We start from the raw sequence: 20,634 nt of genomic DNA on the forward strand, positions 1-20,634 counted from the left end.
CCCCGCCGCTTCCCCCCGCGCATCAGTAAGCCCCGTGCCCGTGGAGCACCGCGCGTAGCGTTTTCCACAAGATCACCGTGTCCAGGGCCAGCGACCAGTCCTCCACGTACCGCAGGTCCAGCCGGACCGCCTCCTCCCACGACAGGTCGCTGCGTCCGCTGATCTGCCACAGGCCGGTGAGTCCGGGCTTGACCAGCAGCCGCCGCCGGATGTCCGGGCCGTACGCCGCGGACTCCTCAGGTAACGGCGGCCGCGGACCGACGAGCGACATCGATCCGGTGAGCACGTTGAACAACTGCGGAAGCTCGTCGAGCGAGTACCGGCGCAGCACCGCTCCCACCCGGGTCACCCGCGGATCCCGGCGGAGCTTGAACAGCAGCCCTGCGCCGTCGTTGCGGTCGGCCAGCTCGGCACGTGCCCCGTGCGCCCCGGCGACCATGGTGCGGAACTTGAGAATGGTGAACTCGCGGCCGTCCTTGCCCACCCTGCGCTGGCGGTAGAACACCCCGCCCCGGCTGTCCATCAGCACGAGCAGCCCGACGAACACCATCAACGGGGCGAACAGCACCAGCAGAAACGTTGCGCCTACTCGGTCGACGACCCCTTTGACCACGCGGCGGCCCCCGGTGAAGGCCGGCAGGCTGACCCGCAGCAGCGGGATCCCGAGCACCGCGTCGATGTGCAGCCGTGGGCCGGCCACCTCCATCAGCACGGGGGCCACGACCATCTCGGCGTCGCTGCCCTCGAGGTTCCAGGCCAGCCGCTGCAGCCGGTCCGGCGACCAGTGCGGGTCCGGTGTGACCGCGACGACCCGGTAGCCGTCGCGGCGGACGTGGCCCGCGACGTCCGCCAGCCGGCCGACGACCGGCACTCCGTCCAGTTGATCACCGTCGATCCCGAGACCGTCCGTCGTGCAGACCGCGTCCACCCGCCAGCCGAGGTGCGGGAACTTGCGGGTCCGGGTGATCAGGTCGTGCACGGTGGCCGGGCTGCCGGCGGCGAGCACCGGTCTCAGGCACCGGCCTTCCTTCCGCTGTTTGTGCAGCCCGAGGCGCAGCAGATAGCGCGCGGTCATGGTGACGAGCGCGATCGCGGGGATCGCGACGAAGATCCAGAGCTTGATGTTGCGCGAGGTGAGGGCGATGCCCCCGAGTGCCAGTACGACGGTCGCCGCGAACAGCGAGCGTCCGAGCCTGCGGAATTCCTCAGCGCCCTGGCCGAGCACCGCCGGAGCCCACGCCCGGCCCACCGTGAGCGCCCCCAGCACCAGCAGCTCGGTGCCGAAGGCGAGGATTCCCCACTTCTCGTGCCAGTTGGCCGCGTCCCGCGCCCCGAAGAAGTTGCCGATGGCCGCCACCACGAAGGCGGTGGCCACGGTATCGCTGATGATCACGGTACGGCGGTACCGCTGCTCCCAATCGATCGCGGGCCGGCTGATCGCCCCGTCCGCCAGACGCCCGCGCGCTGACGGATACGGGCTGGCTAATCCCCCTTGCCGCACAGAACCCCCCAGTTCACCAGTGGTTCGACGTGTTCGCCCAACACTGTGCCTCCCCCCAGGAGGCCCCCTCCCCCCGTGCCGTTCGTCCCCCGGGGAGGCCCCCGCCCCCTCGTCGTGCGCATGACATCCCAGCCCTTGCGGAGCTGCCTCAACAACCCACCCCGGCGGCAGCGGACTCGCCCGTCCCAACTGGCTTTGTGCAGCGCCGGACCTATAGATCATTAAGGGTCGCCTCGTGCCCGAACAGCTGAAGCACGGTCAATCTAGACCATCGGGGCCAGTATGGAGAGAGGGTGTGTGCAATTTGTGTTCAAGGTTTGAGGCAAGATCCACCGACCGGTGACCACCCACGGCCGCCGCGACGCCGACCCTCTGGGCAGCTGTCAGGTGTGCAGGCCGCGCACGTGCGAGAACGCGTCATGCGGGCCTTCTTACGGGTGTGGCCCTGGAGCGGATCAGGGGTCCCGGGAGGGCGGCGGCTCACTGGATCTGTCCGGAAGGTGTCGTGTGGACACCCCCGAGGGTCGCGCTCTGGCGTGGCCGTGAGGTCCTCCGGGCCCCGAGCTGGAGCAAAATACCGGCCCGCAACCACCACAAGCGCATCACAGTTCTGCCCCGCCGCATCAAAAGCCCTTTCGTCGCTGCTGCTTGAATTAACGTCAGCGATAACGGTTGCAGAACTGTGAAATTTTTCGCCGCATTGGATCTTTTCCCGTTGGGAGAATTCTTGCCGGAGAAGCCTCCGTACGACTGAACTTCAGGGGGAACTGTGACAGGAGCGAGTGAGCGCGACGGGTGTAAAGGGGGCTGGGGTGGCGATTCATGGACCGTCCCTGGCTATGTCGATCTGAAGAAGCTGGGCAAAGGCGGTAGCGGTCGGGTGGTGGTCGCCCGCCATGTCGCGACCGGCCGGAACGTCGCTATCAAGTACCTCAATGAGGAACTGTGTTCGAAGTCGGAATTTCGCACTGCTTTGCGAACCGAGGCGCGGCTTCTCAGTGACCTGACATCGCCTCATGTGACCCGTCTCTACGAGTACGTCGAAGCCGAGCAGGGCGCGGCCATCGTCATGGAACTCGTTTACGGCGCCGCACTCCGCGCCCTCCTGAAGAAGGGACCCACACATCCCGAGGCCGCACTCGTGGTGCTGAAAGGGTCCCTGTTCGGGCTGGCCGCCGCGCACGGCGTCGGCGTGGTGCACCGCGACTACAAGCCCGAAAACGTGCTGGTGAACTGGGACGGCCGGACCAAGCTGGTGGACTTCGGAATTGCCGCGCGCACCGGCGACCGCCACGACTTGTGCGGTACCTGTGCCTACATGCCTCCGGAACAGTGGAAAATGGAGGCCGCCACCCCCGCCGGCGATGTGTATGCGGCGACCGCCACCCTCTACGAGTGCCTTACCGGCGTGCGCCCGTTCGAGGGGCCGGAACCCTATGACTTCCTGCGCCAGCACGCCGAGGAGCCCGTGCCCGTCGACCGGGTGCCGGGAGAGGTACGCGGGCTGATCCGCTACGGCATGGCCAAGGACCCGGCGCTCCGGCCCCCGAATGCCCTCGACTTCCTGCGGGAACTGGAGTGGGTGGCCGGGAACGCGTACGGACCCGACTGGGAGGAACGCGGCCAGAGTCGGCTGGCCGCGGTGGCGGCGGCCCTGGTGCCACCGGCGATCTCACGCCTGGACGCTCGTCTGGTGGGCTCCTCGGCCGAACTGGCCCGTACCGTGCTGACCGCACGGCGCCGCGGTCGGCTGCACAGGCGGGGCGATGTGCTCACCGGCGCGGCCGCGGTGGCGGTGGCGGGGCTGCTGAGTCTGGCGCCCAGCGGCTGGACGGGTGGGCCCGAAGCGCACGCTGGTGCTCACGCGCAGGCCGTCACCACGCTCGACGTACGGAAGGACACCGGTTCGGCGGAGGAGGCGCGGAGCGCCGAGCCCAGCCGCACGAGCGGGCCGGTTTTGGACTCCGGCAGCACCGGCACGTCTGGCGCGCAGGACAGCGGCCCGGAGCCGAGGGCCCAGACGGGTGACACCGGCTCCGACACGGTCAGGAACAGGGGGGACGGCGACACCGGAACGAACCCCGACGCGGGTACCGGCACGGAAGACGGCACCAGCACCGGCGACACCGAGACCCGCGGCCACGTGGAGACCGGCACCCGGGCCGACACCGACCGCACCCACGAGAACACCCGCTCGGAGAACGACACCGATCACACCGGCACGAACCCCCCTGGCGGTGGGAACACCGACGAGCGGAACGGCGGGACGGGCAACCCGGGGACGGGCACCAACCCCGGGCCGGACAGCCCTGGACCGGGCAACCCGGGGACGGGTGGCAACCCCGGCCCGGACAACCCAGGACCGGGCAACCCGGGCACGGGCAACCCCGGGCCGGACAACCCTGGACCGGGCAACCCGGGGACGGGCAACCCCGGGCCGGACAACCCAGGACCGGGCAACCCGGGGACGGGCAACCCCGGGCCGGACAACCCGGGGACGGGCAACCCCGGGCCGGACAACCCCGGACCGGGCAACCCCGGGACCGGCAACCCTGGACCGGGCAACCACCGGACGCACAACCCCGGCACCCATCAAGGCGCCAACGTGGGCCCAGGCACTGACACCGGCGCCACTGCCGGTGCGCAGGAGAGCTCGAAGCTCATCTCCAGCTCGCAGTCGCTCAGCACCACCAGCCAGAGCAGCACCGGCACCGGCAACTCCGCCGGCGGCGCCGGCACGGGTTCCGCTTCGACGCCCCAAGTGACCCCGCGGCAAGGCGCTCCGGCGGCCGTCGAGGGCGAGCCCGGCTGATGCCGGTCCACCGGAGCCTGTGAGAGCGAGCTGAACGGAGGGGCGAGGATGACGGACCACGGCGAGCGTCCGGTGGTGCCGTGGGACTTACCGGATCCGGGCCTGGAGCCGACCCTGCAGGACCCGGATGTGCAACCGACCATCAGGGACGTCGACGACGACGCCACCTACGTTCCGACCGTCCTCGACGACCACTGGACCAGTACCGAGCCGGCGCCCGAGTCCGAGGTCCTGCACTTTGGACCGGGCGTCCCGCCCCTGGGGCTGACGGACACCGCCGTCGACACCTGGCGCGGCACGGCGCGGCACAAGAGCCGGCAGCAGCCCCGCGGCCGACTGCACCGGCTCCGCAGATACCGCCTGGCGGCGGCCGTCCTGGCGATCGTGCTGGCCTGGCTGTTCTGGCAACGTCAGACGGCGGACCTGCGGATCACCCAGGTGACGGCACGGACGAGCAGCGTCGTCCAGTGCGACGGGACAGCCGAGGTGGTGGCGGTGGTGGGAACCAACGGGGCGGCCGGCACGCTCACCTATGAGTGGCACCGCAGTGACGGCACCGCCTCGGGTCCGCGCGAAGAGCGGCTGGGTACAGGACAGGACGAGACACGCCTCCGCCTGCTGTGGACCTTCCACGGCAAGGGCACCAGCAAGGCGACAGCGCGGCTGGTCATCACGTCCCCCAGCCGGCACACGGCGTCCGCGTCCTTCGCCTATACCTGCCGCTGATCCGGCACGGCCGGCCCGGCCGGCTCGGCCCGGGGATCCCGCGAGTCGCGACGGGTCCCGCGGCGTACGGCGGTCGTACTGTCGAACCCGACACCGAGGAGGACTGCTGATGCGCAGCGTGACCTATTCGATGAGCGTGTCACTCGACGGCTACATCGCCGGGCCGGACGGCGACTTCGACTGGGGGTTGCCCGAGGAGGTCTTTCGCTTCTGGATCGACGAGATCCGAGGGGTCGGCGTCCACCTGATGGGACGGCGGCTGTACGAGACGATGCTGTACTGGGAGACCGCCGACCAGGATCCCTCGCTCGACGACGCGGGGCACGAATGGGCCGCGCTCTGGAAGCCGCTCCCCAAGGTGGTGTTCTCCACCACGCTGTCCACGGTGCAGGGCCACGCCCGCCTGGCTTCCGGCGGCGTGGCGGAGGAGATCGAGCGGCTGCGGGCCGAGCCGGGGGAGGGTGAGATCGCGATCGGCGGTGCGACTCTCGCCGCCGAGGCGGCCGGGGCGGGCCTGATCGACGAGTACCGGACCATGGTCTATCCGGTGCTGGTCGGCGGTGGCATCCCGTACTTCCCCCGGCACGAGCGCCGGGTGGATCTCGAACTCGTCGAGAGCCGCACCTTCGCTTCGAGAGTCGTCTACCTTCGCCACCGTGTGACGCGCTAGCCGGCCTGTCCGCGCAACCGTTCGATGACCGGCGCGAACGCCTCCATGTACGGCTCCAGGATGGTCAGGTACGTGAAGCCGTAGCGCTCGCGCCGGGACAGGACCTGGTCGGTGATCTCGTCCAGCGTGCCGACCAGGGTGACGGGAAGCTCCAGCACCTCATTCGCCGTCAGGCCCGGTACGTGGTCCAGCAACGGCTGGATGGCGGCCTCGCGGTCCTCGGTGCCGATCACCACCTGCACGAGCAGATTCAGCTCGGCCGGCTCCGCGCGGCCCTCCGCGAACTTCAGATACCGTGCCACGCGCTCCTCGAGATCGTCCGCGCTGATCGGTGTCAACTGCCCCGTCGTGCTGCCGGGTGCCGTGCGCGCACCGGTGAACGCCGCTATGTCGGCGTGCTCGGCGGCCAGCCGCAGCATCCGGTCGCCGTTCCCGCCGACCAGCAGCGGCACCCGTGGCCGCTGCGCCGTCTGCGGCTGGTGCTCCTCGGAGGCCAGCAGGCGCTCCAACTCCTCTACGGTGCGCCGCAGATGGTCCACCCGCTCGCCCGGCGAGCCGAACGGCAGCCCGGCCGACTCGTGTTCCTCCCGTGCGTAGCCGGTGCCGATCCCGAGCTCCAGACGCCCGCCCGTCAGCGCGTCCGTCGTCGCGACCTCGCGGGCCAGCAGCGCCGGATTCCAGAATCCGGCGTTGAGCGTGAAGGTGCCGAGCCTCGGCCGCTCGGTCGCCTCGGCCGCCGCCACCAGCGCGGGGAAGGGCGCGGGCATGCCCAGATGGTCGGGGACGAGGATCACGTCGTAGCCGAGCTCCTCGGCCCGGCGGCACTTGGCGCGCCACTCCTCGCCAGGGGCGGCCGTGAGCATGTTGATTCCGAAACGGAACGGGCGCGGCATGAACTCTCCTCACCGTGAAGGGACTTGAGCGACTGCCGCGATTCCATCACTCGTGCGCGATGGCCGCCAGTACATTCATGCGGGATGCGCGCAACGCCGGCAGCAGCGCGGCCACCACGCCCACCACCGCTGAGCCGATCACCACCGCGACGATCGTGCCCCACGGGATCGCGAGGGCCGTCATGCCCTGGAGCGCCAGCACCTGCTGGGTGCACACGCCCCACACCAGCCCCAGCGCGAGCCCCAGGACCGCGCCGAACACCGCGATCACCACCGACTCCAGCCGGATCATCCGCCGCAGCTGACGCCGGGCCAGCCCGATCGCCCGCAGCAGCCCGATCTCCCGGGTGCGCTCGACGACCGACAGGGCGAGGGTGTTGACCACACCGAGCACCGCGATGATGATCGCCAGCCCCAGCAGCGCGTACACCAGGTACAGCAGGACGGCGATCTGGTCGTGCACCAGCTGCTTGTAGTCGGCCAGGTCCCGCACCTGCACCTGCGGGTACGGATCCAGGGTGCGCTCCAGGTGCGCGCGCAGCTCGTCGTCGCTCGTGCCGGGGGCGGCGTTGACGTACACCGCCGAGTCCTGGCCGCCCGGCGCGTACCGCTCCAGGGTGGCGAGGCCGAAGTAGAGCCCGCCCTGTGTGCCGAACCCCTCGGCGGAGTCCTGGTCGGTGAGGGCACCGACCGTCAGCTCGGCTCTGCGTCCGCCCTGGAACTCCACCGGGACGGTGCTGCCCACACGTACGTCGTGGTCGCGCGCGAATTCCCGGTCCATGGCCAGGTGCCCGGCCGCGAGCGCCGCCGCGGAGTCCCCTTGCGCGTAGGTGATGTTGGCGACCTCGTCGAGCCGCGGATCGTAGCCCGCGGCGGTCGTCTCCACGCGGTCGCCGTCCGGAAGCCGCACCGCGACCGGTGTGAACCGCCCCCGCACGACCAGGCCCACCCCGTCGGTGCCGCGCACCTCGTCGGTGACCTCCTTCGGGAACGGCAGGAAGTTGGTGTTCTGGATCACGAAGTCGGCGCCCAGCGTCTTGTCGATCTGCTGGTCGAACGACCTGGTCATCGAGGCGCTCGCCACCGACATCCCGCCCACCAGGGCGAGACCCACCATCAGGGCCGCCGCGGTGGCCCCGGTACGGCGGGGGTTGCGCAGGGCGTTGCGCTGGCTCATCCGGCCGATCGACCCGAACAGCGCGGGGAAGGCCGCGCCGAGCACGCGGATCACCGGGCGCACCAGCAGCGGACCCGCGATCACGGTGGCGATCAGGGTCAGGACGACACCCAGCCCCAGCAGCGACGCCGCCGACGAGGTCCGGGTCGCCGCCGCGCACCCCGCGAGCGCCGCGGCCCCGGCCGCCCCGACGACCGCGCCCGCCACCGCGCGCACCCGCAGCGGCCGGCCCACCCCGGCGACCTCGGCGTCGGAGAGCGCGGCCATCGGCGAGACCCCCGCGGCCCGCCGCGCCGGGAGGTACGCGGCGACGAAGGTGACCCCGAGTCCGACGACGTACGCCGTCACGGGCGTCACCCAGCCGATGACCATCTCGCCGGCGTCGATGTTCATGCCGAGCAGGCCCATCAGTTCGATGAGCCCGGCCGCCAGCCCGATCCCGGCCGCGAGCCCCAGCGTGGAGCCGACCAGACCGAGCAGGAGGGCTTCGACGAGGACCGAGCGGCGGACCTGGCGCCGGTCGGCGCCGAGCGCGCGCAGCAGCCCCAGCTCGCGGGTGCGCTGGGCGATGAGCATGGAGAAGGTGTTGACGATCAGGAACACGCCCACCAGCACGGCGATCCCGGCGAACCCGACCATCACGTACTTGATGACGTCGAGGAATCCGCCCAGCTGCTCGACGTCCGACTCGGCCTGCTCGCCGGCCGTCCTGAAGTCGTAGGTGTGCGCGCCCAGCGCGGCGGCCACGCGCTGCTTGAGCTGCGCGTCGCTCACGCCCTCCGCCGCGTCGACCGCGATGCTGGTGGCGCCCCCCGGGCTGCCCAGCAGCTTCGTCTGCGCGGTCCGGGTGTCGAAGAAGACCAGGGCGGCGCCGGGGTTGGTGGTGGTGAACGTGACGATGCCGACGACCCGGACCTTGAACGACCCGGGCGGCGCGATCACGGTGAGGGTGTCCCCGATGCGCACGTCCTTGCGGCCGGCGGTCTCCGAGTCGAGCAGCGCCTCGGCCGGACCGCGCGGGGCGTGGCCGGAGGTCAGCTCCACGGGGCTGCGCTCGGTCGGGTTCCAGGCGGTGCCGAGCGTGGGAGCCCCGGTGGTCGGGCCCACCGGCTCGTTGTCCTCGTCGGCGACCGTGAGGCCCTCCACGTCCACCTCTGGCCGGGCCGCCGCGACCCCGTCGACCTGCCGCACGCGTGCGGCGAGCGCGGCCGGCAGGGTGGCCGTCCGGCCGGAGGGCACCGCCTCGTCGAGGCCCTCCTTCGGGCTGACCGTGACATCGGCCGCGGTGGAGGCGAACAGCCGGTCGAACGTACGGCTGACCGTGTCCGAGAAGATCAGGCTGCCCGCGACGAACGCGACGGACAGCAGAACGGCGAGCGCGGAGAGCAGCAGCCGCCCCTTGTACGCCAGGAAGCTTCTCAGGGTCGCCTTGAGCACGGGTCAGTTCTCCTCGGCGGCCGGGGTGTCCTCGAACCGGGTGCGGATCGTGTCGAACCCGGGGGTCTGGGGGGCACCCCCGGTGAAGAGGCGCATGCGCTCCAGCACGGCCTCCGCCGTCGGCCGCGGCATCTCGTCGACGATCCGCCCGTCCCCGAGGAAGAGCACCAGGTCCGAGTGGGCGGCGGCGCCGGGGTCGTGGGTGACCATGACGACCGTCTGGCCCAGCTGGTCCACCGCCTCGCGCAGAAAGCCGAGCACCTCCAGACCGGCCCGCGAGTCGAGATTGCCGGTCGGCTCGTCCGCGAAGATCAGCTCGGGCCGCGAGGCAAGAGCCCGCGCACAGGCCACGCGCTGCTGCTGGCCGCCGGAGAGCTGCGACGGCCGGTGACTGAGCCGGTCCCGCAGGCCCAGGGTGTCGATGACCTGGTCCAGCCACTTCTCGTCGGGCTTCCTGCCCGCGATGTCCATGGGCAGGGTGATGTTCTCCAGCGCGTTCAGGGTGGGGATGAGGTTGAACGACTGGAACATGAATCCGATCCGGTCCCGGCGCAGCCGCGTCAGCTCGCGTTCCTTCAGTCCCGTGATCTCCGTGTCGCCGAGCCACACCTGGCCGGCCGAGACGGTGTCGAGCCCCGCCAGGCAGTGCATCAGCGTGGACTTCCCGGAGCCCGACGGCCCCATCACGGCGGTGAACCGGCCCCGCGCGACATCCACGTCCACCGAGTCCAGCGCGAGCACGGTCGTCTCGCCGGAGCCGTACGCCTTGGTCAGACCGCGGGCGCGGGCCGCGATCCCGTCGGCCGACGGGAGGCCGGGGGCGTGCTCCGCAGCAGGTGTGGACAAGGCCGCCTCCTCGGGTGGATATCCGGACTGCGTCGTCTTGCCCGAGGGTAATGTGACGCGGCCCACACTCGGTATCCTCCGCGAGTCGGAGTCCCGGCCTTGCCGGTGCTAGCGTCTCCGCGCTAGCGTCGAGGTATGGCGAAGACCCAGCTGAACGTGCGAGTGGACGAGGGCACTGCCCGGGCCGCCCGCGAACGCGCCCTGGCCCGCGGCATGAGCGTCAACCGCTACATCGAAGAGCTGGTCAGACAGGACACCGGCGAGGTGGGCCACACCTTCGTGGAGGCCGCCGCCGACTTCATGAAGCAGTACGAGTCCGTCTTCGCCGAGGAGTTCGGCGGGGACCGGGAGGGCACGCGCGAAGGTCGTCACTGATCCCTTGAACAACCTCCAGATCGATCTCGCCTGGCTGCTGATGCTCGCCGAGCACAAGACCCCGGGAGACCCCCAGGTCACCGACTGGGGAGCCCTCGTCGCCGCCGTCGCACGCCACCAGGCCGCCATATTCGACGTCCCCGTCTACGACAGCCCGCACGCCCGCGCCGCGGCGCTGCTCCAGCTCCTGATCCACGTCCCCGCGCTGGAGCGCTCCAACGCGCTGTTCGCCTCCGCCGTCGCCTACGCGTATCTCGTGGCCAGCGGCGCCAAGGTCGTCACCTCGCCCGAGCAGGTCCGCGACCTCGCCAAGCTCGTCAAGAGCGGCGAGGCGTCGGTGCGGGACATCGAGCGGGAGCTGCGCCAGTGGAGCCTGTGACTAGGAGCTGACCGGGCGCCATGCCGTGCCCAGTACGCAGTAGGACGCGGGCAGGGCCGGCCCCTGCTCCGGCATCAGCACCTGCCGGTAGGGGCCGAGTTCGAAACCGGCGTCGCGCAGCGCCCGTACCGGCTCCCGCGACAGATGGCAGCCCCCGCTCAGAACCGGCCACACCGTCCGGTCCAGCGCGCGCTGGCTGAAGGTCATCACCCGGCCGCCGCCCCGGCCGTGCTCGAAGAACCGCACCTCGCCGCCCGGCCGCAGCACCCGCCGGAGCTCCCCGAGCGCCCGGGGCACGTCCCGCACACTGCACAGCACCAGCGACACCACCGCCGCGTCGAAGCCCTCGCTCTTGACCGGCAGCGCCTCGGCCGCACCCGGCACCACGTCCACCGGCACCTCGGCGCGCAGGGCGGCCTCCACGGCCAGCTGCCGCAGCCGCCGCTCCGGCTCGATGGCCACGACCTCCGAGACGGTGCCCGGGTAGTGCGCGAAGTTCAGACCGTTGCCCGCGCCGATCTCGAGCACCCGCCCGGACAGCCCGGCGAGCAGTCTCTCGCGCATCCGGCCCACGCCCATCCGGGTCTCGGCGGTGACGCTGACCCGGGCGTAGCAGCGGGCGAACAGCGGATGGTGCACGGCATCCCGCGGCACCTTGCCGGAGCGGAGCGGCATGGAGACCTCCCTGCTAGGCGGACCTACGGGGATTGTCCCCCGCGGGGCCCCCGCGCACCCCTGCCGCCGCCATCCCGGCTAGCCCGGACGGACCCGGCCGAGCACCGGAAGGTGATCACTCCCGGTGGCGTCCAGGGCGGACACCTCCGTCACCTCGGCCCCTCTCCCCAGCACCTGGTCGATCCGCGCCACCGGAAAAGAGGCCGGCCAGCTGAACGCGAACCCCGAAGGAGGGGCGTCCAGCCGGGAGGTGAGCGGCCCGAGCCCCCGGTCCTGCACCGTGCCGTTGAGGTCGCCGACCAGCAGCAGCCGGTCGGCCGGGTCGTCCGCGATCCGTGCCCCGAGCAGTGCCGCGCTCTCGTCACGGGCCGCCGACGTCAGACCCGTCGGGCCCAGACGGACGGACGGCAGATGGACCACGTACACGGCGAGCTTTCCACCGGGTGCGGACACCGTGGCCCGCAGGCCGCGCTGCCAGCTCTCCGGAAAGCCCTCCGGCCGGATGTCCACGGGCCGTACGTCCGACAGGGGCCAGGCCGACCACAGACCCACCGTCCCGTGGACCGCCCGGTGTGGCCGCAAGGCGCCCAGGACGTCCTGGTAGGCGGGCCGTGCGGCGGGCGTCAGCTCCTCGACGGCCACCAGCTCCGCACCCGAGGCGCGCAGAGCCCGAGCGGTGCCGGAGTGGTCGGCGTTGTCATCGGCCACGTTGTGCTGCACGACCGTCAGGTCGTAGGACTCCGGGGGCGAGGAGAACCACAGCCCGCCGAACATCCAGAGCCAGACGGCCACCGGGGCCAGGCAGGCGAGCAGCCCCGCCTTCGACCGCTTGAGCGCGGCGAGGCCACCGAGCACAGGCACGGCCACACCCGGCCACGGCAGGAACGTCTCCAGGAGGCTTCCGAGCCGCCCGACCCCGTTGGGCACGGCGGAGTGCAGGGCCAGCAGCCCGGCGACACCGACGGCGCCCGCGACGAGCCAGGCGTCCCCCGACCGGCCACCCCTCACCCCGCGTCCTAGCCGAGTTCCGACGCCAGCAACGCGGCTGCCTCGGCCACCAGCGGGTTGTCGGCCGGGGCGTCCTCCTCCGGCTGGGTGGTCAGGACGGACATCACGATCGGCGAACCGTCCGGCGGCCAGGTGATGCCCACGTCGTTGTTGCTGCCGTACCGTCCTCCGCCGGTCTTGTCGGCGACCAGCCAGTCGGCGGGCAGCGCCTTGCGGAACTTCTCGGTGCTGGTGGTGTTGCGCAGCAGCCAGTCGGTGAGCCGCGCGCGGTCCCTCGGCTCCAGCGCGTCGCCGAGCACCAGACGGGCGTAGGTCAGCCCGATGGCGCGCGGGGAGGTCGTGTCGGTCAGGCGCCAGGGTTCCGCGGAGTTGAGCTCGGGCTCCCACCGGTCGAGCCGGGTGACCCCGTCACCGATCGAACGGCACAAGCGTGTGACGGCGGTCGGGCCGCCCAGCTCCACGAGCAGCAGATTGCCGGCGGTGTTGTCGCTGAAGCGGATGGTGGCGTCGCAGAGCTCGGCGACGGTCATACCGGTCGCGACGTTCTTCTCGGTGACGGGGGAGTACCCCGACTTCTCGACGTAGTCCTGGGTGTAGCGGACGCGCTTGGCCAGGAACTCGCCGTCGCGGTCGAGGTCCCGCAGGACGGCTGCGGCGGCCAGCGTCTTGAACACCGAGGCCATCGGGAAGCGTTCGTCGGCCCGGTAGGCCACGGTCCGGCCCGTGCGCAGGTTGCGGGCGTAGACGCCCAGCCGGGCGGTGTGCTCCCGTTCGAGCTCCCTCAGCCGTGCGGTGGCGCCGGCCGTACCGGGTAACGCGTGGGCCGTGCCGCCGCCGAGCGAGAGAGCGGCGGCCGCGCCCAGGGCGAGGGCCGTGCGGCGGGACGGGCGTGAGTGTGTCGCGTGCAAGGCGTTCCCTCCGGAGGTGATCACGTACGTAGTTCAACACGCGATCACGTCCGCGTCGGTTTCACCGCGCGCCCGCCGGGACTCAGGACGCCGGGGGCGCCTCCCGCACCCGGAACGCCTCCGCGTCCCACGTACCGTCCAGCCGAGGCGCCAGCCAGTGCGGCGCGGCCGACCGGAAGGCGGCGGGGGAGAGGGCCCCGGACCCGGCGGGAACGGAGCCCAGCAGCGGCGCTCCGGCCACGTCCGGCAGGTCCGCGAGATTGCAGCGCGCGGCGAGATCGGGAGCCGCGGGCCAGCTCCCGATCACGATGCCGGCCAGGTCGAGCCCACGGGAGCGGAGTTCGCGTGCTGTCAGCTCCGTCGTGTTCAACGTACCGAGCCCCGCCGACACCACGACCAGCACCGGCGCCGACAGCAGCCGGGCCGCGTCCGCCAGCGTGCCGCCGGCCGCGTCGAACCGTACGAGCAGTCCGCCCGCCCCCTCGACCAGCACCAGATCGTGCTCGGTGGCCAGCTTGGCGGCGGCTTCCGCGACCTCCTGCGGATGCACCGGGGTACGACCGGCCCGGCGGGCGGCCGTGGCCGGCGCCAACGGCTCGGGGTACCGGGCGATTTCGGCCGTCGTCACGGCGCCCGCGAGCCGCGCGACCTCGGCGGCGTCCCCCGGCTCGTCCGGGCGTACGCCCGTCTGCGCGGCCTTCAGCACGGCCACCGAACGGCCGGCCGCCCTCGCCGACGCGGCGACGGCGGCGGTCACGACCGTCTTGCCGACCTCCGTGCCCGTGCCCGTGATCACCAGTACCGACATGTCATCCCTCCCGCGCCGCCGCGCACACCGCCCGCGCGATCCGCGCGACGTCGGCGTCGCCCGTGACGTACGGCGGCATCGTGTAGATCAGATCGCGGAACGGCCGCAGCCACACGCCCTCGCGTACGGCCGCCTCGGTGGCCGCCTTCATGTCCACGGCGTGCTCCAGCTGCACGACCCCGATGGCGCCGAGGACCCGCACGTCCGTCACACCGGGCAGCTCCGAGGCCGCCGAGAGCCCGTCCCGCAGCCCCGCCTCGATCCGCTTGACCTCCGTGAGCCAGTCCTGGCCGAGCAGCAGCTCGATCGAGGCACAGGCCACGGACGCCGCCAGCGGATTGCCCATGAAGGTCGGGCCGTGCGCGAGCACCGGCACCTCGCCCCGCGAGATGCCGTCGGCCACCCGCGCGGTGCACAGCGTCGCCGCCATGGTCAGATAGCCGCCGGTCAGCGCCTTGCCCAGGCACATCACATCCGGCGTCACGGCCGCGTGCTCCGCCGCGAACAGCGCGCCCGTACGGCCGAAACCGGTCGCGATCTCGTCGAACACGAGCAGCACCTCGTGCGCGTCGCACGCCTCGCGCAGTACCCGCAGATAGGCGGGGGAGTGGAAGCGCATCCCGCCCGCTCCCTGCACCACCGGCTCGACGATCACCGCGGCCAGCTCGTCGGCGTGCCGCTCGACCATGCCGCGCAGGTGCTCGGCGTACGCCTCGTCGTACTCGGCGGGCGGCGCGTCCGCGAACACCTGGCGCTGGAGCACCCCGGTCCACAGGTCGTGCATCCCGCCCTCGGGATCGCACACCGACATCGGCTGCCAGGTGTCCCCGTGGTAGCCGCCGCGCCAGGTCAGCAGCCGCCGCTTGCCGGGACGGCCCAGCGAACGCCAGTACTGCAGGCACATCTTGACCGCGACCTCGACCGACACGGACCCCGAGTCGGCGAGGAAGACGTGCTCGAGGCCTTCGGGAGACATGTCGACAAGGAGCTTCGCCAGCCGTACGGCGGGCTCGTGGGTGAGCCCGCCGAACATCACATGGCTCATCCGCCCCAGTTGCCCGCGCGCGGCCTCGTTGAGCACCGGGTGGTTGTAGCCGTGGATCGCGGACCACCAGGACGACATGCCGTCGACCAGTTCTCCCGAGCCGTCGGCGAGCCGCATCCGCACCCCGCTCGCCGACTCCACGACCAGTGGTTCCTGCCGTCCGGGCATCGGGCCGTACGGATGCCACACATGCCGCCGGTCGAGCTCCAGCAGCTCGGGCACCGTCAGCTCGGGCGCCGTCCGCTCAGGCATTGGGCGCGAGGTCCGTACCGGCGCCCCGGCGGCGGACCGCGACCAGGTCGGTCCGGGCATCGGCGGCCGTACGGGGCTCGGAATCCTGCGGGGCGGCGCCGGAGCCGCAGCTTCCGGAATTCTCGGAGCCGCAGACCCCGCCGCCGTCGTGGCAGCCGCCGGACCGGTGCTCGGGCAGCGTCACCTGGTCGGTGCCCTCCACCTCGAACCCGGCGTCCGCGATCATCTCCAGGTCGGCCTTGCCCGCCTGGCCCTCGGTGGTCAGATAGTCGCCGAGGAAGATCGAGTTGGCCAGGTGCAGGGCGACCGGCTGCATCGAGCGCAGATGGACCTCCCGGCCGCCCGCGATGCGCACCTCGACGTCCGGGCACACGAAGCGCACCATCGCCAGGATCCTGAGGCAGCGCTGCGGGGTGAGGTTCCACTCCTTGGCCAGCGGGGTGCCCTCGACCGGGATCAGGAAGTTGACCGGAACCGAGTCCGGGTCCAGCTCGCGCAGCGAGTAGACGACGTCCACGAGGTCCTCGTCGCTCTCGCCCATGCCGGCGATCAGCCCGGAGCAGGCCGACAGGCCCGCCGCGTGCGCCTTGCCGACCGTGTCGACCCGGTCGGCGTACGTGTGCGTGGTCGTGATCTCCCCGTACGTCGCCTCGGACGTGTTGAGGTTGTGGTTGTAGGCGTCGGCTCCCGCCTCGCGCAGCCGCTCGGCCTGCCCGTCGGAGAGCAGCCCGAGGCAGGCGCACACCTCGACGCCCTCGTTGTTCTCCTTGATCGCCTTGATCGTGTCGGAGACCCGGTCCACGTCCCGGTCGGTCGGACCGCGCCCGCTGGCCACCAGGCACACGCGCTTGGCGCCCCCGGCCACACCGGCCGCCGCCGCGTCGGAGGCCTGGTCGGGTTTGAGCCAGGTGTACTTCAGGATCCCGGCCTGGGAGCCGAGCCGCTGCGAACAGTAGGAGCAGTCCTCGGGGCACAGGCCGGACTTCAGGTTGACGAGATAGTTGAGTTTCACCCGTCGGCCGAACCAGTGCCGGCGCACCTTCCCGGCCGCGGCCACCACATCGAGCAGGTCGTCGTCGGACGTCGCGAGGACGGCGAGTGCCTCTTCGCGGGTCGGCAGCTCGCGCCGAAGCCCCTTGTCCACCAGCGTGTTCAGCAGGTCCATGAGAGCCGATCCTGTCCTACGGACCCGCTCCGGGCCAAGGAGAGTTCGCACAACAGAGTCGCTTCGAGGTGTGGGTATTGCCACATACTGACCTGCTGGTGGTCCCGCTAGTGTCTGTGCACTGCCTACAAAATTCCCGGAGGACCACCCATGGCGTTCGGCTGGATCGACGAGCAGGCGCGAGTGCGCCGCCGCGCCGGACTCGTTCGGACTCTGCGCCCCCGTCCGGCGGCCTCACCGCTCCTCGATCTGGCGAGCAACGACTACCTGGGACTGGCCCGGCACCCCGAGGTCACCGAAGGCGCGGCCCGTGCCGCGCGGGTCTGGGGCGGCGGTTCGACCGGCTCCCGGCTCGTCACCGGGAGTACCGAACTGCACGCGGAACTGGAAGCGGAACTGGCCGAATTCTGCGGTGCCGAGGCGGCCCTCGTCTTCTCCTCCGGCTACGCGGCCAACCTCGCGGCGGTCACCGCGCTGGCCCCGCACGGCTCACTGATCGTCTCCGACGCGGGCAACCACGCCTCGCTCATCGACGGCTGCCGGCTGGCCCGCGGCTCGACCCAGGTGGTGGCGCACGCCGAACCGGACGCCGTGCGCAAGGCGCTCTCGGCACACGTGGGCACGGCGATCACGGTGTCCGACACGGTCTTCTCGGTCGACGGCGACGCGGCCCCGCTCGCGGCCCTCGCCGCGGCCTGCCGGGAGCACGGGGCAGGTCTGGTCGTCGACGACGCCCATGGCCTGGGTGTCCTCGGCGACGGCGGCCGCGGCGCCCCGTACGCCGCGGGGCTCGCGGGCGCCGACGACCTCGTCGTCACGCTCACGCTGTCCAAGTCGCTCGGCAGCCAGGGCGGAGCCGTCCTCGGCCCCGCCCGGGTCATCGACCACCTGGTCAACGCGGCGCGGACGTTCATCTTCGACACCGGACTCGCCCCCGCGGCGGCGGGGGCGGCCCTGGCGGCCCTGCGACTGCTGCGCCGCGAACCGGAACAGGCGGCACGGGCCCGCGCGGTGGCGAGCGAACTGCACGCACGCCTGACCGCCGCGGGCCTGGAAGCGGTACGTCCGGACGCCGCGGTGGTCTCGGTGCGTGCGCCCTCCCCCGAGGACGCCGTGCGCTGGGCGGCCGAGTGCCGCGCGGCGGGCCTGGCCGTGGGCTGTTTCCGTCCTCCTTCCGTGCCCGACGGCATCTCACGACTCAGGCTGACCGCCCGCGCGGACCTGACCGGGGAACAGATCGAACGCGCTGTACGGCTGATCGGCGAGACGCGGCCATGAGTCGGCGTGACACGGCCGGGCGTCGCACGATGACGGACTGAACGGTGAGGGACCGATCAAAAACGGTCAGATGCGGTCGACCGTGGCCGTGAACTCCGCCCAGCTCCTCGGTGAGAAGAGCAGCGCGGGCCCGGCCGGGTCCTTGGAGTCGCGCACGGCGAGCAGTCCGGCCCAGGGTGGGGTCTGCGGACACGCGGTCTCGACGCAGTTGTTCGCGCCGGTGCTGTAGCTGCTGCGCAACCACCGCACACCGTGCAGTTCGATGCTTGAGGGAACATGACGAGGCAGTGCACGCATGGTGCCTCCTTACGCGCCGGCGGCTGTCCCGGCGATGTAATCCAACGAGTCCTCGGGCGAAAGGGCGTGGATCTGAAGGGCGTTGAAGGCCTCCGTGTAGGCCTGGAGGTCTTCTTTCCGTTCGAGGTAGAGGCTACTCGTCAAGTGGTCGAGAACAACTACGTTCAGATCAGAAGTGCTCGAAAATGAGAAAATAACGAAAGGGCCGGTGACGCCGATGTGCGCCCCCGCGGCGAACGGCAGTACCTGGAGCCGCACTTGGGGCAGGCGCGCCGCCTCGACCAGCCGTTCCAGCTGCCGGGTCATGACTCCGGGCCCGCCCACCTCCCGCCGCAGCACGGCCTCGTCCAGGACGGCGCTCAGTTCCAGCGGCGGATCCGCGCGCAGTACGTCCTGCCGGGCCAGTCGCACCTCGACCAGCGTGTCCAGCCGGTCCTCCGGCAGCCCCTCCACCGCCGCCTTCGTCACCGCACGCGCGTACTCGGGCGTCTGGAGCAGGCCCGGGACGACGGTGGTCTCCAGCGTGCGCATCGTGGTGGCCTGGGACTCCAGGCTGATGAAGTCCCGGTAGGTCGGCGGCAGCACCCCGCGGTAGGCGTGCCACCAGTGGTGTCTGCCGCCCCTGTCGTCGGACCCCGCCAATACCAGGAGCAGCTCGCGAAGTTGGGAGTCCGTCACACCGTAGGCGTCGAGGAGTAACCGCACATCGGCCGGTTTCACCCCGCTCGTGCCCGTCTCGATCCGGCTGACCTTGGACTGGTGCCAGCCCACCAGCCGGGCCGCCTCACCGCTGGTGAGGCCCGCCGAGGTGCGCAGCGCGCGCAGTTCGGCGCCCAGTTTCCGGCGGCGCACCGCGGGACCGTGCTGCATGGGCTTCTCCTTACTCCTTCCGAGCCACCCAAATACGGTCTCGCGTCGTAGAGTTCACCGCTTTGAGCGACAGATATATGCATATCTTGGTGGATCGCCGCCCTTCGCGGGTGTTCTGGTGGCACTCTGGCGGCGAAGCACCAGTCCGGGACCGTACTCGAACCGTCCGCTCCGTGTCGGGCTGCGGTCCCGTGGGAAAGGGACGACGTCGCCATGGCAGACCATTTGGAAACATCCGTCACTCTGCCGAGCGATCCCGCCTCGGTCTCCGCAGCGCGTGCCCACGTGGTGGACACGCTGGCGGAGTGGGGCCTGCCGGCGGGCACGGAAGTGTCCGACACCATCCGGCTCATCATCTCCGAGCTCGCCACCAACGCCGTCCAGCACACCTTCGGGCAGTCACCCACGTTCACGGTGGACCTCGCGCTCGACCGCGACGAACGGCTGCGCATCGGTGTCACGGACAGCCACCCGCGGCTGCCCAGACGGCTCCCCGCCGCGGTCCAGCAGGACAACGGCCGCGGTCTGGTCATCATCCGCTGGCTGACCGCCGAATGCGGCGGCAGGCTCAGGATCCGCCCCACCCGTGAGGGCGGCAAGACCATCTCCGTCGAACTTCCGTGGACCGTCCCGGCCCAGCCCGTGACGGCGGCGGGACAGCAGGAACCGTAGCCTCAGCGCGGCGTGCCGGCCCTCAGCGCCCGCACCCCCACCGGCGCGACCGACGTCCTCCGCGCCCCCTCCCCGCAGAGCCTGTCACCGGCGCCGCGGCGACACCTCCCGGCGTGACGCTCCTCCTCGACGCGGTGCGGGGATCCTGCCGGTGCCCTGGGGCGCCGTCTCCTCGACAGCGGCGGGCTCCGGCTCCTCGCAGCCGCCGTCCGTCTCCTCCCGCAGCTCCGCCCGCCGCACCAGCCGGGGGAGCACACCCCACAGTCCGACGCAGACCAGGAAGGTCGCCACCCCCGCGGCGATCCCTCCGGCCCTGCTGGTCGTCACGTCCACCACCAGCAGCACGGAACCGCTGAAGGCGAACACCAGGACGATCAGGCCGGTCGTGGCCAGTCGCGAAGAGACCTGCACGATGCGGGGCTTCGCACCCTGCTGGAAGAGCGAGCGGTGCAGCGCGGCAGGCGCGGTGAACAGCGCCGCGGCCAGGACCGCCAGCAACAGCGTGCTGACATAGGTGACCCGCTGGGTGGTGTCGAGGGACGAGAAGCGCGAGGTGAAGGCGAGCGACAGCAGAAAGGCGAACAGGATCTGTACACCCGTCTGAGTGACCCGCAGCTCTTGGAGCAGCTCGACGAAGTTGCGGTCGGCGCGCTGCAGTGGGGTCTCGCCGCGTGCGGTGCAGGGACTGTGCTCGGCCATGACGTGACGAGTAACCACTTAAGCGCGTGTCACGCTCCCGGCGTGGGGGGGGGGGGGGGGGGGGGGGGGGGGGGGGGGGGGGGGGGGGGGGGGGGGGGGGGGGGGGAAGGGGGGGGGGGGGGGGGGTGTGGGGGGGGTAGG

At 71.6% G+C, this 20,634-nt stretch carries 20 protein-coding genes; 7 read left to right on the forward strand and 13 right to left on the reverse strand.

Translation table 11 applies throughout. The features are described 5' to 3' along the window. Positions 1-22: 22 nt before the first annotated feature. The gene (locus AC07DF_RS16590) at positions 23-1,501 is read right to left on the reverse strand and encodes a sugar transferase (protein WP_478971253.1); all 1,479 of its coding nucleotides are present in this window, start codon (positions 1,499-1,501) and stop codon (positions 23-25) included. Positions 1,502-2,270: 769 nt separating this feature from the next. Between AC07DF_RS16590 and AC07DF_RS16595 the strand changes: the two genes are divergently transcribed. The 3 genes from AC07DF_RS16595 to AC07DF_RS16605 all read left to right on the forward strand — a co-directional run bounded on the left by AC07DF_RS16595 (position 2,271) and on the right by AC07DF_RS16605 (position 5,709). Continuing rightward, entirely contained in the window at positions 2,271-4,313 is a 2,043-nt protein-coding gene (locus AC07DF_RS16595) for a protein kinase domain-containing protein (protein WP_478971255.1), read from the forward strand. 48 nt (positions 4,314-4,361) lie between these two features. Further along, positions 4,362-5,039, forward strand: coding sequence for a hypothetical protein (locus AC07DF_RS16600; protein ID WP_478971257.1), 678 nt, complete (start codon positions 4,362-4,364; stop codon positions 5,037-5,039). Positions 5,040-5,148: 109 nt separating this feature from the next. Next, the gene (locus AC07DF_RS16605) at positions 5,149-5,709 is read left to right on the forward strand and encodes a dihydrofolate reductase family protein (protein ID WP_478971259.1); all 561 of its coding nucleotides are present in this window, start codon (positions 5,149-5,151) and stop codon (positions 5,707-5,709) included. On the opposite strand, the gene AC07DF_RS16610 is transcribed toward AC07DF_RS16605, so the two are convergent. The 3 genes from AC07DF_RS16610 to AC07DF_RS16620 are packed head-to-tail and all read right to left on the reverse strand — an operon-like array spanning position 5,706 to position 10,062. Then, on the reverse strand, positions 5,706-6,602 hold the full coding sequence (locus AC07DF_RS16610; protein ID WP_478971261.1) for an LLM class F420-dependent oxidoreductase: 897 nt from the start codon (positions 6,600-6,602) through the stop codon (positions 5,706-5,708). The genes AC07DF_RS16605 and AC07DF_RS16610 overlap by 4 nt on opposite strands. A 46-nt stretch (positions 6,603-6,648) precedes the next feature. Then, positions 6,649-9,216 (reverse strand): ABC transporter permease, encoded by a 2,568-nt coding sequence (locus AC07DF_RS16615; RefSeq protein ID WP_478971263.1) that lies wholly within the window; start codon positions 9,214-9,216, stop codon positions 6,649-6,651. A gap of 3 nt (positions 9,217-9,219) precedes the next feature. Continuing rightward, positions 9,220-10,062, reverse strand: coding sequence for an ABC transporter ATP-binding protein (locus tag AC07DF_RS16620; RefSeq protein WP_478971265.1), 843 nt, complete (start codon positions 10,060-10,062; stop codon positions 9,220-9,222). A gap of 135 nt (positions 10,063-10,197) precedes the next feature. Between AC07DF_RS16620 and AC07DF_RS16625 the strand changes: the two genes are divergently transcribed. Together AC07DF_RS16625 and AC07DF_RS16630 are read left to right on the forward strand one after the other, a co-directional pair. Beyond that, positions 10,198-10,437, forward strand: coding sequence for a toxin-antitoxin system HicB family antitoxin (locus AC07DF_RS16625; protein ID WP_086560028.1), 240 nt, complete (start codon positions 10,198-10,200; stop codon positions 10,435-10,437). Positions 10,438-10,441: 4 nt separating this feature from the next. After that, positions 10,442-10,816: a fic family toxin-antitoxin system, toxin component gene (locus AC07DF_RS16630; RefSeq protein WP_478971268.1), complete on the forward strand. Its 375-nt coding sequence runs from the start codon at positions 10,442-10,444 to the stop codon at positions 10,814-10,816. On the opposite strand, the gene AC07DF_RS16635 is transcribed toward AC07DF_RS16630, so the two are convergent. The 6 genes from AC07DF_RS16635 to bioB all read right to left on the reverse strand — a co-directional run bounded on the left by AC07DF_RS16635 (position 10,817) and on the right by bioB (position 16,677). Next, positions 10,817-11,491 (reverse strand): class I SAM-dependent methyltransferase, encoded by a 675-nt coding sequence (locus tag AC07DF_RS16635; RefSeq protein WP_478971270.1) that lies wholly within the window; start codon positions 11,489-11,491, stop codon positions 10,817-10,819. 78 nt (positions 11,492-11,569) lie between these two features. After that, the gene (locus AC07DF_RS16640) at positions 11,570-12,499 is read right to left on the reverse strand and encodes an endonuclease/exonuclease/phosphatase family protein (RefSeq protein ID WP_478971272.1); all 930 of its coding nucleotides are present in this window, start codon (positions 12,497-12,499) and stop codon (positions 11,570-11,572) included. Positions 12,500-12,507: 8 nt separating this feature from the next. Beyond that, on the reverse strand, positions 12,508-13,407 hold the full coding sequence (gene bla / locus AC07DF_RS16645; protein ID WP_478971274.1) for a class A beta-lactamase: 900 nt from the start codon (positions 13,405-13,407) through the stop codon (positions 12,508-12,510). 82 nt (positions 13,408-13,489) lie between these two features. Further along, positions 13,490-14,215 (reverse strand): dethiobiotin synthase, encoded by a 726-nt coding sequence (gene bioD / locus AC07DF_RS16650; protein WP_478971276.1) that lies wholly within the window; start codon positions 14,213-14,215, stop codon positions 13,490-13,492. Position 14,216: 1 nt separating this feature from the next. Continuing rightward, on the reverse strand, positions 14,217-15,512 hold the full coding sequence (locus AC07DF_RS16655) for an adenosylmethionine--8-amino-7-oxononanoate transaminase (protein ID WP_478971278.1): 1,296 nt from the start codon (positions 15,510-15,512) through the stop codon (positions 14,217-14,219). Next, positions 15,505-16,677, reverse strand: coding sequence for a biotin synthase BioB (bioB, locus tag AC07DF_RS16660; RefSeq protein ID WP_478971280.1), 1,173 nt, complete (start codon positions 16,675-16,677; stop codon positions 15,505-15,507). The genes AC07DF_RS16655 and bioB overlap by 8 nt, the downstream gene beginning before the upstream one ends. Positions 16,678-16,827: 150 nt before the next feature. On the opposite strand from bioB, the gene AC07DF_RS16665 reads away from it, so the two are divergent. Continuing rightward, a complete protein-coding gene (locus tag AC07DF_RS16665; RefSeq protein WP_478971282.1) occupies positions 16,828-17,955 on the forward strand; it encodes an 8-amino-7-oxononanoate synthase in 1,128 nt (375 codons plus the stop codon). A 66-nt stretch (positions 17,956-18,021) separates the two neighbouring features. Here AC07DF_RS16665 and AC07DF_RS16670 read toward each other — a convergent pair whose 3' ends face one another. Beyond that, a complete protein-coding gene (locus AC07DF_RS16670; protein ID WP_478971284.1) occupies positions 18,022-18,252 on the reverse strand; it encodes a DUF397 domain-containing protein in 231 nt (76 codons plus the stop codon). Between the two features lie 9 nt (positions 18,253-18,261). Next, positions 18,262-19,122 (reverse strand): helix-turn-helix domain-containing protein, encoded by an 861-nt coding sequence (locus tag AC07DF_RS16675; RefSeq protein ID WP_478971286.1) that lies wholly within the window; start codon positions 19,120-19,122, stop codon positions 18,262-18,264. Between the two features lie 213 nt (positions 19,123-19,335). On the opposite strand from AC07DF_RS16675, the gene AC07DF_RS16680 reads away from it, so the two are divergent. Beyond that, positions 19,336-19,794, forward strand: a complete 459-nt coding sequence (locus AC07DF_RS16680) for an ATP-binding protein (RefSeq protein ID WP_478971288.1) — start codon at positions 19,336-19,338, stop codon at positions 19,792-19,794. Between the two features lie 84 nt (positions 19,795-19,878). On the opposite strand, the gene AC07DF_RS16685 is transcribed toward AC07DF_RS16680, so the two are convergent. After that, complete coding sequence (locus AC07DF_RS16685) at positions 19,879-20,493, reverse strand: DUF6328 family protein (protein WP_478971290.1); 615 nt, start codon at positions 20,491-20,493, stop codon at positions 19,879-19,881. Positions 20,494-20,634: the final 141 nt, after the last annotated feature.

It is taken from the genome of Streptomyces sp. NPDC044719 (genome assembly GCF_056433405.1).

Bases quoted from the DNA above. Each gene is read 5' to 3' on its own strand.
- AC07DF_RS16600 (WP_478971257.1), top strand. From the start codon at position 4,362: ATGACGGACCACGGCGAGCGTCCGGTGGTGCCGTGGGACTTACCGGAT.
- AC07DF_RS16605 (WP_478971259.1), top strand. From the start codon at position 5,149: ATGCGCAGCGTGACCTATTCGATGAGCGTGTCACTCGACGGCTACATC.
- AC07DF_RS16610 (WP_478971261.1), bottom strand. From the start codon at position 6,602: ATGCCGCGCCCGTTCCGTTTCGGAATCAACATGCTCACGGCCGCCCCT.
- AC07DF_RS16625 (WP_086560028.1), top strand. From the start codon at position 10,198: ATGGCGAAGACCCAGCTGAACGTGCGAGTGGACGAGGGCACTGCCCGG.
- AC07DF_RS16635 (WP_478971270.1), bottom strand. From the start codon at position 11,491: ATGCCGCTCCGCTCCGGCAAGGTGCCGCGGGATGCCGTGCACCATCCG.
- bioD (WP_478971276.1), bottom strand. From the start codon at position 14,215: ATGTCGGTACTGGTGATCACGGGCACGGGCACGGAGGTCGGCAAGACG.
- AC07DF_RS16655 (WP_478971278.1), bottom strand. From the start codon at position 15,512: ATGCCTGAGCGGACGGCGCCCGAGCTGACGGTGCCCGAGCTGCTGGAG.
- bioB (WP_478971280.1), bottom strand. From the start codon at position 16,677: ATGGACCTGCTGAACACGCTGGTGGACAAGGGGCTTCGGCGCGAGCTG.
- AC07DF_RS16665 (WP_478971282.1), top strand. From the start codon at position 16,828: ATGGCGTTCGGCTGGATCGACGAGCAGGCGCGAGTGCGCCGCCGCGCC.
- AC07DF_RS16670 (WP_478971284.1), bottom strand. From the start codon at position 18,252: ATGCGTGCACTGCCTCGTCATGTTCCCTCAAGCATCGAACTGCACGGT.
- AC07DF_RS16675 (WP_478971286.1), bottom strand. From the start codon at position 19,122: ATGCAGCACGGTCCCGCGGTGCGCCGCCGGAAACTGGGCGCCGAACTG.
- AC07DF_RS16680 (WP_478971288.1), top strand. From the start codon at position 19,336: ATGGCAGACCATTTGGAAACATCCGTCACTCTGCCGAGCGATCCCGCC.
- AC07DF_RS16685 (WP_478971290.1), bottom strand. From the start codon at position 20,493: ATGGCCGAGCACAGTCCCTGCACCGCACGCGGCGAGACCCCACTGCAG.